Source organism: Desulfosporosinus lacus DSM 15449, from assembly GCF_900129935.1.
In the GTDB taxonomy this organism is placed as follows: Bacteria; Bacillota; Desulfitobacteriia; order Desulfitobacteriales; family Desulfitobacteriaceae; genus Desulfosporosinus; species Desulfosporosinus lacus.
Map to the genome: position 1 here is coordinate 100006 of NZ_FQXJ01000003.1, position 12522 is coordinate 112527.

The 12522-nt window shown below is 40.7% G+C and carries 12 protein-coding genes; 11 read left to right on the forward strand and 1 reads right to left on the reverse strand.

Going from position 1 to position 12522, the window contains the following annotated elements; translation table 11 throughout:
• Positions 1-300 precede the first annotated feature (300 nt).
• Positions 301-1002: a DUF554 domain-containing protein gene (locus tag BUB11_RS00515; protein ID WP_073027002.1), complete on the forward strand. Its 702-nt coding sequence runs from the start codon at positions 301-303 to the stop codon at positions 1000-1002.
• A gap of 222 nt (positions 1003-1224) precedes the next feature.
• Positions 1225-1710: a DUF4446 family protein gene (locus BUB11_RS00520; protein ID WP_073027003.1), complete on the forward strand. Its 486-nt coding sequence runs from the start codon at positions 1225-1227 to the stop codon at positions 1708-1710.
• 14 nt (positions 1711-1724) lie between these two features.
• Here the strand turns inward: BUB11_RS00520 and yyaC are convergent, their stop codons facing one another.
• Positions 1725-2291, reverse strand: coding sequence for a spore protease YyaC (yyaC, locus tag BUB11_RS00525; RefSeq protein ID WP_073027005.1), 567 nt, complete (start codon positions 2289-2291; stop codon positions 1725-1727).
• Positions 2292-2416: 125 nt separating this feature from the next.
• Here yyaC and BUB11_RS00530 point away from each other — a divergent pair, with 125 nt between their 5' ends.
• The 9 genes from BUB11_RS00530 to BUB11_RS00570 all read left to right on the forward strand — a co-directional run bounded on the left by BUB11_RS00530 (position 2417) and on the right by BUB11_RS00570 (position 12269).
• Positions 2417-3451 carry a YkvI family membrane protein gene (locus tag BUB11_RS00530; protein ID WP_073027007.1) on the forward strand — a complete coding sequence of 345 codons (1035 nt, stop codon included), beginning with the start codon at positions 2417-2419 and terminating at the stop codon, positions 3449-3451.
• A gap of 141 nt (positions 3452-3592) precedes the next feature.
• A complete protein-coding gene (locus BUB11_RS00535; RefSeq protein ID WP_073027009.1) occupies positions 3593-4069 on the forward strand; it encodes a tetratricopeptide repeat protein in 477 nt (158 codons plus the stop codon).
• 103 nt (positions 4070-4172) lie between these two features.
• The gene (selB, locus tag BUB11_RS00540; RefSeq protein ID WP_073027011.1) at positions 4173-6068 is read left to right on the forward strand and encodes a selenocysteine-specific translation elongation factor; all 1896 of its coding nucleotides are present in this window, start codon (positions 4173-4175) and stop codon (positions 6066-6068) included.
• 450 nt (positions 6069-6518) lie between these two features.
• A complete protein-coding gene (locus tag BUB11_RS00545) occupies positions 6519-7682 on the forward strand; it encodes an ABC transporter substrate-binding protein (RefSeq protein WP_073027013.1) in 1164 nt (387 codons plus the stop codon).
• A 354-nt stretch (positions 7683-8036) separates the two neighbouring features.
• Positions 8037-8927: a branched-chain amino acid ABC transporter permease gene (locus BUB11_RS00550; RefSeq protein WP_073027015.1), complete on the forward strand. Its 891-nt coding sequence runs from the start codon at positions 8037-8039 to the stop codon at positions 8925-8927.
• Between the two features lie 9 nt (positions 8928-8936).
• Positions 8937-9890: a branched-chain amino acid ABC transporter permease gene (locus BUB11_RS00555; RefSeq protein WP_073027017.1), complete on the forward strand. Its 954-nt coding sequence runs from the start codon at positions 8937-8939 to the stop codon at positions 9888-9890.
• Complete coding sequence (locus BUB11_RS00560) at positions 9871-10638, forward strand: ABC transporter ATP-binding protein (RefSeq protein ID WP_073027019.1); 768 nt, start codon at positions 9871-9873, stop codon at positions 10636-10638. The genes BUB11_RS00555 and BUB11_RS00560 overlap by 20 nt, the downstream gene beginning before the upstream one ends.
• Positions 10638-11342, forward strand: coding sequence for an ABC transporter ATP-binding protein (locus BUB11_RS00565; protein WP_073027021.1), 705 nt, complete (start codon positions 10638-10640; stop codon positions 11340-11342). Before BUB11_RS00560 ends, BUB11_RS00565 begins: the two co-directional genes overlap by 1 nt.
• 300 nt (positions 11343-11642) lie before the next feature.
• The gene (locus BUB11_RS00570) at positions 11643-12269 is read left to right on the forward strand and encodes a CBS domain-containing protein (RefSeq protein ID WP_073027023.1); all 627 of its coding nucleotides are present in this window, start codon (positions 11643-11645) and stop codon (positions 12267-12269) included.
• Positions 12270-12522: the final 253 nt, after the last annotated feature.

Sequence of the window (12522 nt, forward strand, 5' to 3'; positions counted from 1 at the left end):
TCAACCTAAGATGGTCGAAATTAGAGTGCCGCCATGATTTGAGCAAGGATGTTCGAGGGTCATACACCTCCATAGATAGCATAGGTGCCGTGAATGGCGAAAATGAACCGCTGGACAAGGACGGCGAGAAGGAATCTTCTAGTATGTTTTAACTATATGTTGTTCTTTCTAGCTAGCAATGAATGTTCCACGTGGAACATTTGACACTAATTACATTCTTCACATAATCAAATAGCTTGTTAAATAGAAATGTTCCACGTGGAACATTTGGGTGCATTTATTAGAAAGAAGGGAATATAGTTGTTAGGTACCGTCGTTAATACAGTAGCTATATTAATTGGAGGTCTGTTAGGACTATTATTCGGACAGACCTTACCTGATAAAATCAAAAAAACCGTGATTCAAGGAATTGGGCTTGCAGTTTTGCTGATTGGGGTAAGTATGGCTTTGCAAACTAAAAACACTTTAGTAGTTATCGCAAGCTTGGTATTAGGTGGAATAGTAGGAGAATTAATAGACATAGAACAACAGCTGCAAAAATTTGGACAAATGCTTGAGCGCAAACTATCAAAGAATGGGCAAGCAGCAGGATTCACAAAGGCATTTGTAACAGCGAGCTTAATATACTGTGTTGGCGCTATGGCTATTATGGGCGCATTTGAGAGCGGACTTACCGGCAATAACACAATACTTTACGCGAAGGCAATGTTAGATGGAGTAACTGCATTGGTATTTGCTTCATCAATGGGAATTGGAGTATTAGCTTCTGCAATTCCAGTCTTCATATATCAAGGGTTGTTAACTCTTTCGGCTGGACTATTACAAGGAGTTCTATCGCCACAGGTCATTACTGAAATGGGTGCTACCGGAGGGTTACTAATTGTAGGAATTGGCCTAAATATTTTAGAAATAAAAGATATTAAAGTGGGCAATCTATTACCAGGATTGTTTATTGCTATTCCATTAACTGTTTTGTTCACCAGACTACATTTAGGCATGTAAGGATAATAAGTACAAAAGGCATTGTATATAATAAATATATTATTATTAGAAAGCTGGTTAAGTTGAAATTGAAAGGAAGTGAATAAACCTGGTTTAAGGTAGTTAATTTAGGAAGTGAGAGGCTTTCAATCTACCACTTGTTTGGTCAACAAGGAGAAAATTGGAACATAAATGGTTTCAATTTAAAAACCAGGTAAATAATTGGCAATACTAGAGGGTATAATGCCTTTATATTGGTGGGCTGTAAGTGTCTTAGCCGTTTTATTACTTATAGTGTTGATACTATCTATTGCAATATATCGTCGAATGAAACGTTTTGAAGGTTCATATATAAGCTTGCAGACGTTTATGAATGGACAACAAATGGATGAATTACTAAATGAGTATGTTCATAAAGTTACTGAAATAGAGCGGAATGTTAATAGATGTAATGAAAGGCTTACTCCAATTGAACTAAAATTAAGGGCTAGCATAGATCGTGCCGAATTGCTGCGTTTTAGAGCCTTTGAAGATGTAGGCAGCGACTTAAGCTTTGCAGTAGCGTTCTTGAATCAAGACTGTAACGGACTAGTTATTAGCTCCATTTACAGCCGAGAGGAAGCAAGAATATATGCCAAACCGATTAATGGAGGACAGTCTGTCTACTCGCTTTCAGATGAAGAAAAAGAGGTTATATCAAAAGCGATGATAGGGCAACAAAAAGTCTAAATCATCTTTAATGCTTAAACACGTACTTTTAAGTAAGAACGAGTTATAAGAGAGCTGATATTTTCTGACAGTCGCCAGACTAAGTTGAGACGGGTATTTTGCAAAACCATATATTCCATGAATCCGCCCACATTAACAATGCCCGTCATGTGGGCTTCGCCTATTTCTGGAAGAGATTTATTAACACCTGACCCCGGTTTTAAAGGTCCATCCGCAAGTGTAATACAGCCGATAGAATCTAAACGTCCTAAACAGGCATCAACTGCAATAATGAATGGATTTGAAAAACTGTGTTGTATATTAAGTATGTTCTGTTCAAGATTAGTCGCATGTACAGGGTCATCTAAAGTACCATAGACATTAAGCTGAGGTAATTTAAGGCGTGAAAGGTGTGTGCCAATTAATGGGCCTAAAGCGTCACCCGTCGAGCGATCAGTTCCGATGCACAAAATAACAGTTGGGCGTTTCTGAGTGGAAACAAATAGATCAGAAAGTCGCATCTCAAGTTTTGCTTTAGCAGTATAATCATCTACGTGGGCCTTAATTTTCTGAGTCTCAGTAAATAATGAAAATAAACTCACAAGCTACCTCCTTGCCTGAAATTGCTAAAAATATAGCATTCTCTAAATTATTTCCCAAAAGATATAATTTTTATGCATGAGATCCCTATTTCGGCCATAAGCATGATGGCGAGGAGGGAGTAATCATGCAGTGGAAAACGACATTTCAGGTAGCTGCAACCTATGTGGGAGCAGTCATGGGAGCTGGATTTGCCTCAGGACAAGAAATTCAGCAATTTTTTGCCCGCTTTGGTTATTGGGGCTTAGCAGGAGTTGTTCTTAGTTCCGTGCTTTTTTCGTTACTAGGATGTGGCATGTTAGACTTGCAAATTCGTTGGGAAATCACATCCTACAATGAATTTTTTGCCTATTTATTAGGCCCGCGTTTGGGTAGATGGGCAGACATGCTCGTAAGTGTCCTCTTATTTGTAGGAATGCTGGCAATGATATCTGGAAGTGGAGCTCTATTTTACGAGTATTTTGGCTTCTCTAGATGGTTAGGTATTCTCTTGACAGGCTGTGTCATAGCACTGGCATTATGGCATCGCGGAGAAGGAGTATTATGGATAAACTCAGTCCTTATACCCTTGAAGTTTATTTTTTGCTTAGGAATTGCTACAGCTGCGATTTTTATCACGACTTCGCGAGACAGCGAACCTATAGTAATGCTCGCAAATCCCATTGTGAGTAATTGGGTGGTCTCCGCCATCTTATACGTGTCATTTAATGTAACTTTAGCCATGGTGGTATTTGCATCGCTGGGGCGAGAGATTCAAAAGGCTGGTGCACGCTTGGGAGCAATCGTAGGAGGGATAGCTCTAGGGCTATTTGCATTCTCTATAGGAGCGTCTTTACTTCGTTTTCCAGATATATTAGGTCTAGAAATACCTATGGTTGGAATTGCAGGTAAGTTAGGAGATTGGCCAGCCTTTTTCTACGTCGTTGTCTTATGGTTAGCAATGATTACGGCGGCAGTAGGTAATGGTTATAGCCTTATCAGCAGGGTGGTTGATTTTGGAAGGTTAAGCTATGGTAAGGCAACGCTCATATTATTTATTCTCCTCTTACCGATAGCGGGGGTTAAATTCTCCCAGATTGTACAACTGGTATATCCTCTGTTTGGCTATTTGGGTCTTGTTTTTATGCCGACAATTCTGTATTTCTGGAGAAGGGGTTATTAATTGACAAAAAAAGAGATTTGCTTTACAAGTATAATTTTTGCTATAGTAGATTAGGTACATCAGGATGATAATCAGTTGTTTACATATTGTGTTATAGAATATAATTGTTGCCAAACGGCACGATGACAAAGGGTGAGCCTATTGAAATCTTTATATGATAGAGCATTAGATCATTTGGAAGCACGAGACTATGATGAGGCTGAAGCAACCCTGAAAGAATATCTTAGTAAAAATCCAACCGATGCAATGGCTTATAATAAACTAGGTGTTGCTTTGGCCAAAAAGCTACACCGTAATGAGGCAAAGCAATGCTTCAAAGAAGCATTGAATCACGATTCTAGGCTTGTACATGCCTTAAATAACCTGGGTAATGTTGCTCGGGAAGAGGGGGATTTAGAACAAGCAGTGGCATATTATCAGAAAGCGATTCACATTAATCCTGATTATTCGCTGCCCCATAATAATTTAAGCGTAGTATACAAGCAACTCCACCGTTATGGAGATTTTATTTGTGAGATAAAAACAGCAAAACGATTAGAAAATAAGAAGGCTCTTAATCCTAAAGAACAAACCTTCACGAGTTGGCTTAAAGAATTGTGGTCTAAGAGACGTAAGTGAACTCGTTCAACTAAAGCTAAACATAGAGACTATGTCACCCAAGCAAAACATGGAATACCCTCATATAGAAGTGGGTTTCATGAACTGGATAAGGGGAAAGAAAATGGATGAACGACATTATTTAGTAGGGACCGCTGGGCATGTGGATCACGGTAAAACACAGTTAATTCGGGCTCTTTCCGGTATGGATACAGACCGTCTTAAAGAAGAAAAACAACGTGGTATCTCTATCGAACTTGGTTTTGCACATATGTTGTTGCCAAGCGGAAGGCAAGTCGGGATGATTGATGTTCCTGGGCATGAACGCTTTGTTCGTCAGATGTTGGCAGGGGCAAGCGGCATGGACATTGTGTTACTTGTCATTGCGGCTGACGAAGGGATTATGCCCCAAACCCAAGAACATTTGGATATTTTAACATTGTTGGGGATACCCCGAGGGATTGTAGTTCTAAACAAAACAGACCTTGTGGATGAAGATTGGCTTGAACTGATGGCAGAAGAGGTCCACGAAAAACTTAAAAAAACCGCATTTAACCAGGCACAAATATGCCGTGTTTCTGCTCAAACAGGTGAAGGTATAGATGAACTCCGAAAAACAATTGATGATTTATTATCTGAAGTAGAAAGTAAAAAATCGACTGGTCCAGTGAGAATGCCAATTGACAGGGTTTTTAGCATTCAAGGTTTTGGTACAGTTGTGACAGGAACCTTGCATAGTGGCATTATGGAATTAGGCCAAGAGCTGGCAATTGAGCCTAGCCACCTAATTGCTAAGGTGCGTTCACTGCAAGTTTATAAAAATAAAGTAAGCTCTGCAGGAGCTGGACAAAGGGTAGCCGTAAATCTTGCCGGAGTAGATGTTGCAGAAGTTGATCGAGGTTCAGTTCTTGTAAAACCAAAGACATTTAAAGTAGGGAAGATTTTAGATTTAAAAATAACAAATCTTCCTTCCGCAGAAAAGCCCTTAGTCCAAAGACAGCGAGTTCGTTTCCATCTTGGGACAACAGAGGTTTTAGGACGGATACATCTTTTGGAACAGGAAACAATCCCCCCGGGGGAGGAGGGTTTCGCCCAAATACTGCTTGAAGAATCCGTTCTTGCTGCGCCAGGCGACCGTTTTGTGTTAAGGTTTTATTCGCCTACTCATACAATTGCTGGCGGTAAAATTCTGAGCGTAGCAGAGTTTAAGTCAAAACGGTTTAAAGAAAGTGTATTGGACCAAATGAGGGTTAAGGACCAAGGGGATCCGCTTGACCTTTTAGAAAGAGAGATGAACGAACCTAGAAGCGTTGCAGATCTTGCTGTTCGCTTGCACGTAAATTCAGCTGATTTAGAAGATAATCTTAAATCTCTAGAAGAATCAGAACGATCGGAAATTTGGATGGAAGATGACGTCTGTCTCTACTGGGGAAAGGCGTCTGCAGAAGCTTGGAGGTCAAAACTAATTGGGGTTGTAAGGGCGCACGAAGAGGAATACCCCTTGCGGGGAGGGATCAGCAGAGAGGAATTAAAAACACGCCTCGGAATAACTTGGACACACCGACGTTGGCAAACGATTCTAGAGCAAGGAGATGCACGTAACTTTTATCGTATTTCTGGGAGCAAAGTTAGAACAAACGAAGGAGTGCAACTTCCTCCTGAAGTTATTAAACGACTTGATGAATTACGAGCCATTTGGCAAAACGTCAAACTAATGCCGCCTGAATTAGGAACAGTATCTGAAACATGTGGAATACCCAAGGCGGAGATACAAGAATACGCTGGGTATTTATGTGAGCAAGGAGAATGGGTCTCTATCACTGGATTCTATTTTAGAATTGATGATATTCAACAGGCTAAGTTAAGTTTGTTAGAGGTTTTAAAACTAAAAGGGGAAGTTGGAGTCGCTGAGGTTCGAGAGTTATGGGAAACATCTCGAAAATATACAGTCCCTTTACTAGAGTATTTTGATCAACAACGCTTAACACAACGTAAGGGAGATAAAAGAACTCTCTATTGATTAGTTATTTTGAACATAAAGAAATAAATCATATAGAGTAAACAGGCTTTTGAATTAAGGCTGCTTACTCTTTCTTAATTTACTTAAGAATCTAGTTAACTCACTCAGATCAAGTCCTAATAATTACCAATTATATAGCTATTAAAATTAGCGATACTTTATATGGTAATAGCTTGTCAAATGGTATTATAATATATAGAATATATAATTAGAGGTTTGTTATCTAACAGCCTCTGACTCAAGGGTACCCCGATCAATAGAGTTGTCATATGATTGGGGTTTTATTAATAGTTGACAAGTTAAATTCAGCGGGGGCATTTCAATTTGGAGGTGAATTGAGGAAAAGAAATCAAATTAGAACATAAGAATACAGATAAATTCTTTAAAGGGCGGAAAAGAAGATCGAAAAAGAAAGGCCGATAAATGGCCTATATAGAGAGGGGTATAAAGATGAGACGAATGTTTTCAATAGCGACTGCAGCCTTATTAAGTCTTGCTCTCGTAACTGGTTGCGGAGCAACTGGCGGACAAAAGTCAGCCGAAGTTATTAAGGTTGGTGGAAACTTAGAGCTTAGTGGAGGGGCAGCTGCTTTTGGACAATATGCTGAGAAAGCTATTAAGTTAGCGTTTGATCAGCAAAATGCTAAAGGCGGAGTACTTGGAAAGCAATTAGAATACGTATCCGCGGATAATAAGTCTGACCCTGGAGAATCGACCGTAGCTTCAACTAAGCTAGCAACACAAAATAAAGTAGTTGCCATACTTGGACCTATGACAAGTGGAAATACTTTAGCTGCTGTCCAAGTGGTCACAGATAGCAAAGTTCCTTTGATAACTCCAACAGGAACATCGGACAATGTTACATTTGAAAACGGAAAAGTAAAACCATGGATCTTCCGGGCCTGCTTTATTGACCCTTTCCAAGGTCAAGTAGCCGCTAATTTTGCAACGGATACACTTAAAGCAAAGACCGCTGCCATTTTTATTGACCAAAAGGGGGATTACTCCAAAGGTTTAGCTACTTCTTTCAAGGAGAATTTCGAAAAATCAGGCGGTAAAATTGTTGAAGAAGAACAGTATGTTGCTGGCAGTGATTTAGATTTCCGTGCCACCTTGGTACGTATCAAAGCTTCTAATCCAGATGTAGTCTTTGTCCCTGGATATTATCAAGAAGTCGGACTAATCGTTAAGCAAGCTCGTGAAATGGAGATGAAGCAAACATTCATGGGCGGAGATGGTTGGGGCTCCCCTCAATTAGTGGACGTTGCTGGAGCAGCAGCTCTCGAGAATACTTATTATGTCAATCACGGAGCAATGGATGATCCAGGAATGACCCAATTTATTAAAGACTTCAAAGAAAAATATAGTTCCGAACCCGATACCTTTGCGGCGTTGGGCTATGATACGGCAAACCTCTTAATTAAGGCGATCGAGAATGCTGGGGGTACAGAATCCGAAAAGTTGAGGAGTGCTCTGGAAAACATGAAGGGCTTCCAAGGCATCAGTGGAGAATTGAATGTAGATCCAGCGACCCACAACCCAGTCAAAAGTGCCGCCATCTTGCAATTCAAAGACGGCAAGAGTGTATTTATGACAAAGGTAAATCCAAAATAATAACCGAACTTTAGTAAAACTTATCTAACCATCGGATAAAGTCACAATTGTTACACAAAGAAGGAGGGAGGACAAACCCTCCCTCCTTTTTGTAGAAAGTCAGACTCCCATGCCGGCATGTGGTACACCTGACGGATGGAGAACTTCTCACTAAGATCTATATTATTATAGAGTTTTCCATGAATGAAAAGTATAAACTGACTGTACCAGTCAGTTTATACTTTCTGAGAGGTCCCTTCTCGCTTTCCATGACGGCGTTACAAAACTCAAACATCTTGTTCAAGTCATGGCAGGTATCTGTTAATTGCGCAAGTCATATTCTTTAATAGTTATTCGGAGTTGGGAGTTGAAAAGATGGGAAATGTAACTGAGCAAGTATTGCAACAGATAGTGAATGGTCTTTCGCTAGGAAGTATCTACGCTTTAGTTGCTCTAGGCTATACCATGGTCTACGGTATTATTAAGCTTATAAACTTCGCTCACGGCGATGTAATGATGGTCGGAGCCTATGCCGGATGGTTTGCGACAACGACATTACATTTGTCGTTTATTCCAGCGTTACTTATAGCAATGGTTGTAAGCGCAATCCTTGGCGTGTTGATTGAACGGATCGCTTATAAACCTTTGCGCAACGCTACACGGATTGCATCATTGATTACGGCTATTGGAGTTTCGTTTTTCTTGGAATATGGGGGAATGTTAGTTGTATCTCCTCAGATGCGTACTTATCCTCCTGTTTTTCCCGATACGATTTGGAATGTCGGTGGGATTATCATTAAATATGGCGATATCGTCATGATTCTTACCTCGATCATTCTTATGATACTTTTACATGTCATTGTAAAGTATTCAAAGATAGGAAAAGCAATGCGTGCGGTATCTTTTGATAATGAAGCAGCCTTGTTAATGGGGATCAATGTAAACAACACGATTTCAGCGACTTTTGCAATCGGATCTGCACTTGCCGCTGCAGCTGGGGTACTAATGGGGGTATACTTTAATACCATTAATCCTTTGATGGGAATCATCCCTGGACTTAAGGCGTTTGTGGCTGCAGTCCTAGGGGGTATCGGGATTATTCCAGGTGCAATGGTCGGAGGATTCTTCTTAGGGCTTACAGAATCCTTTGTCAGCGGTCTGGGAGCCTCGACTTGGCGGGATGCGGTAGCATTTCTAATTCTAATTCTTGTTCTCATCATTAAGCCAAGCGGGCTCTTTGGTAAGAACATCCGTGAGAAAGTGTAGGTGACAAACATGGGTAAGCGAATTAATCGTCAAAGTGTTGTAACCTTACTGGGGGTCCTGCTTGTTTATGCCATCGTTCAGGGCAGTATTCTAATGGATATTTTACCTCCTTTTGTAGCGCTTACTTTGATTCAGGTTTGTATCTTTATCATTCTATCGACTAGTTTAAACTTGATTAATGGGATAACCGGTCAGTTTTCAATTGGACATGCAGGTTTTATGGCTATTGGGGCATACATGGCTGCGATTGTTGTTGTTAAATTTCAAGGGCCGCTTATGCTGGCGCTTCTTGCCGGGGCACTAGTGTCCGCATTAGCGGGTTTTTTGATTGGTCTGCCTACGTTACGGCTTAAGGGAGACTATCTAGCGATTGCTACCCTTGGATTTGGGGAAATTGTACGAATTATCTTTTTGAATATGGAGTATGTCGGAGGGGCTTCAGGATTTTCAGTGCCGAAAACCATCACTTGGACATGGGCTTTTTGGCTCATGGTTATAAGTGTTATCATTATTCGGAACTTTATTTATTCTACGCACGGTCGAGCATGCATCTCTATTCGTGAGAACGAAATCGCTGCAGATGTCATGGGTATTAATACTACTAAATATAAGATCATGGCGTTTACAATTGGGGCCTTCTTTGCTGGATTAGCGGGTGGAATTTATGCCAATTATCTATACATTATTCAACCATTAACGTTCAGTTTTCTTAAATCCTTTGATATTTTAGTTATGGTTGTACTTGGAGGTTTAGGAAGCTTGACGGGCAGCATTCTTGGGGCAGTGGTGATGACGGTTGTTTCCGCCGCATTATCTGGTTGGCCGGAATGGCGACTTGTGATTACAGCAATACTTTTGATAGTAATGATGATTTTTAGGCCGAAGGGACTATTAGGAACTAAAGAATTTAGCTTAAGTTTCCTCGGAAAGAAGGGTGAGAAAAATGCCTCTTCTAAGGATTGAAAAACTCTCTAAGTCGTTTGGTGGATTAAAAGCAGTTTCAAATCTAAACATTGAGATTAACGAAGGGGAACTGATCGGATTGATAGGTCCGAACGGGGCCGGAAAAACTACGGCTTTTAATTTACTCACAGGAGTATACGAACAAACAGAAGGAAAAATATTGTTTCAGGATAAGGATATGCGAGGGCTTAAACCCTATCATGTCACCCAGCGAGGAATGGCACGGACATTTCAAAATATCCGGTTATTTAGCGATTTGAGCGTCATAGATAATGTCAAGATTGCCTACCATCAACGAAGCTCATACGGAATCTTTAGTGCGTTCCTTCGCCTTCCAAGCTATTACGCCGGGGAAGAAGAGATGCAACGAAAGGCAATGGAGTTGTTAAAGATCTTTAATCTTGACCATAAGGCAGAAGAAATTGCGAAGAATTTGCCTTATGGTGAACAACGACGGTTAGAGATTGCTCGAGCCCTGGGAACTGAGCCTAAACTCCTTTTGCTGGATGAGCCTGCTGCAGGTATGAATCCTCAAGAAACACATGACCTGATGAATCTTATTCGTTGGATACGGGAAAAGTTTAAGCTTACGATTCTGTTAATCGAGCATGATATGTCTTTAGTTATGGGTGTGTGTGAACGCATCTATGTTTTAGATTACGGAATGATTATAGCTCAAGGGGCACCAGATGAAATCAAGAGCAATCCCAAAGTCATTGAGGCTTATCTAGGGGAGGAGGTTGTCTGATGCTTGTCCTTGAAGATGTCAATGTTTACTATGGTGCCATTCATGCCCTTAAAGGGATTTCCCTCGAGGTTAATCAGGGCGAAATTGTAACCCTAATCGGCTCAAATGGTGCAGGGAAAAGTACAAGTCTTAAGACTATTTCGGGATTGTTGCGACCGAAAGATGGCAAGGTAATGTTTAAAGGTGCAGACCTGGCCAGTATAGCTCCACAAACTATTGTTGCCCAGGGAATATCTCAGGTTCCAGAAGGACGGCGAGTGTTTGCCAATATGACTGTTATCGAGAACTTGGAACTTGGGGCATACTTGCGTAAAGACAAGTCAGGTATTAAAGAAGATATGAAACGAGTATATGAGTTATTTCCACGTTTGCTTGAAAGGAAAAACCAACTTTCGGGTACCTTATCTGGAGGAGAACAACAAATGCTAGCGATGGGTCGAGCCCTAATGTCCAAACCCCAGTTGCTTCTTCTCGATGAACCTTCAATGGGTTTAGCTCCCATCTTGGTAAAACAAATATTCTCAATCATAAAGGAAATTAATGCTAGCGGAACAACGATTTTACTTGTAGAGCAGAATGCTCATATGGCGCTTTCTATAGCCAACCGGGCTTACGTATTAGAGACAGGTAAAATTGTGCTTTCAGGAGATGCTAAACAATTAGCGGCTAGTGAAGAAGTCCGTAAGGCCTACTTAGGAGGCTAAATGCATATATAAAGACAAGGCTGAGAGCAGATCTTTCAGATCTGCCCCATCTAGCCATCTCGGCACTATGCCATCGCGACGCCTAGGCCATCCATGGCAGTGTACTAACCTCGAACATCTTTGTTCGAGTCATGGCGGTGCTCAAAACTCAACCATCCTTGGTTGAGTTTTGGCAACAGGGGCACTTGGCCTTATGGACATGACAAAAGCGGCTTCTAAGCATCTGCCGGCTACACTAGCTTGGTGCCAAAGAGTGACATTAACAAGGCCGAGATCTAAAGTGGAAAGGGGTAATTGTACATGTATGTTCGTCAATTTATGACAGCTCAAGTTTTCACAGTCACTCCGGAAAAAACTATTGCTGATACAATGGCTCTTATGCGAGAAAAGAAGATTAGCCGAATGCCGGTCGTAGAAAAGGGGAAACTTGTTGGATTAGTAACTGATGGGGATCTTCGCGAGGTCTCTCCTTCCCCGGCAACAACTTTGAGTATTTTTGAACTCAACTATCTCATAGCTAAAACCCCTATTCGTGAAGTAGCGATTAAAAAGGTTGTGACCTGTCACCCTGACACTCAAATTGAGGACGCAGCTTTGCTAATGCGAGATCACAAAATTGGAGGATTGCCTGTCGTAGATGAAGGCAAGGTAGTCGGGATTATCACAGGCTCAGATATAATGGATGCATTTTTAGATATCATGGGATTTCGTAGCCCAGGACAGCGCGTAATGATTGAAACTAAGGATCAAGTTGGTGTTATGCTAGATCTTGCTCTATCAACCAAGGAGTTTGATGTAAATATTGGAAGTTTAGCTGTATATCATCTCAGAGATAATCAAATTCAAATTCTTGCACGCCTCCAAGGTGATCAAGTAGCCGAAGTTGAAGCGTCCCTAGAAAAAAAGGGATACCAGATCAAAAAATAGAGGTTAGTGTACGACTAAAGAAAGCACTGAGTGAATGTTAATTCACTCAGTGCTTCTCTTTTTAAAAAATTTTAGAAGACAATTCTTCTTATTAAGCCGAGCAGGCATCCATAAAATGAAATGATAAGGATCTAAAAATCGTTAGAATACTTTGGCAAGTTTATAATGTTGTCAAAGAGTTAATGTAAGTACCATATCTAATGAGCAGACTTGCTAATCTGCAGTTAAATTAGTCAATTAGCGGAGGAACTGT

What these genes read in the sequence shown, in the direction of transcription:
- BUB11_RS00520 (WP_073027003.1), top strand. Translation starts at nt 1,225, where the DNA reads ATGCCTTTATATTGGTGGGCTGTAAGTGTCTTAGCCGTTTTATTACTT.
- BUB11_RS00530 (WP_073027007.1), top strand. Translation starts at nt 2,417, where the DNA reads ATGCAGTGGAAAACGACATTTCAGGTAGCTGCAACCTATGTGGGAGCA.
- selB (WP_073027011.1), top strand. Translation starts at nt 4,173, where the DNA reads ATGGATGAACGACATTATTTAGTAGGGACCGCTGGGCATGTGGATCAC.
- BUB11_RS00545 (WP_073027013.1), top strand. Translation starts at nt 6,519, where the DNA reads ATGAGACGAATGTTTTCAATAGCGACTGCAGCCTTATTAAGTCTTGCT.
- BUB11_RS00550 (WP_073027015.1), top strand. Translation starts at nt 8,037, where the DNA reads ATGGGAAATGTAACTGAGCAAGTATTGCAACAGATAGTGAATGGTCTT.
- BUB11_RS00555 (WP_073027017.1), top strand. Translation starts at nt 8,937, where the DNA reads ATGGGTAAGCGAATTAATCGTCAAAGTGTTGTAACCTTACTGGGGGTC.
- BUB11_RS00560 (WP_073027019.1), top strand. Translation starts at nt 9,871, where the DNA reads ATGCCTCTTCTAAGGATTGAAAAACTCTCTAAGTCGTTTGGTGGATTA.
- BUB11_RS00565 (WP_073027021.1), top strand. Translation starts at nt 10,638, where the DNA reads ATGCTTGTCCTTGAAGATGTCAATGTTTACTATGGTGCCATTCATGCC.
- BUB11_RS00570 (WP_073027023.1), top strand. Translation starts at nt 11,643, where the DNA reads ATGTATGTTCGTCAATTTATGACAGCTCAAGTTTTCACAGTCACTCCG.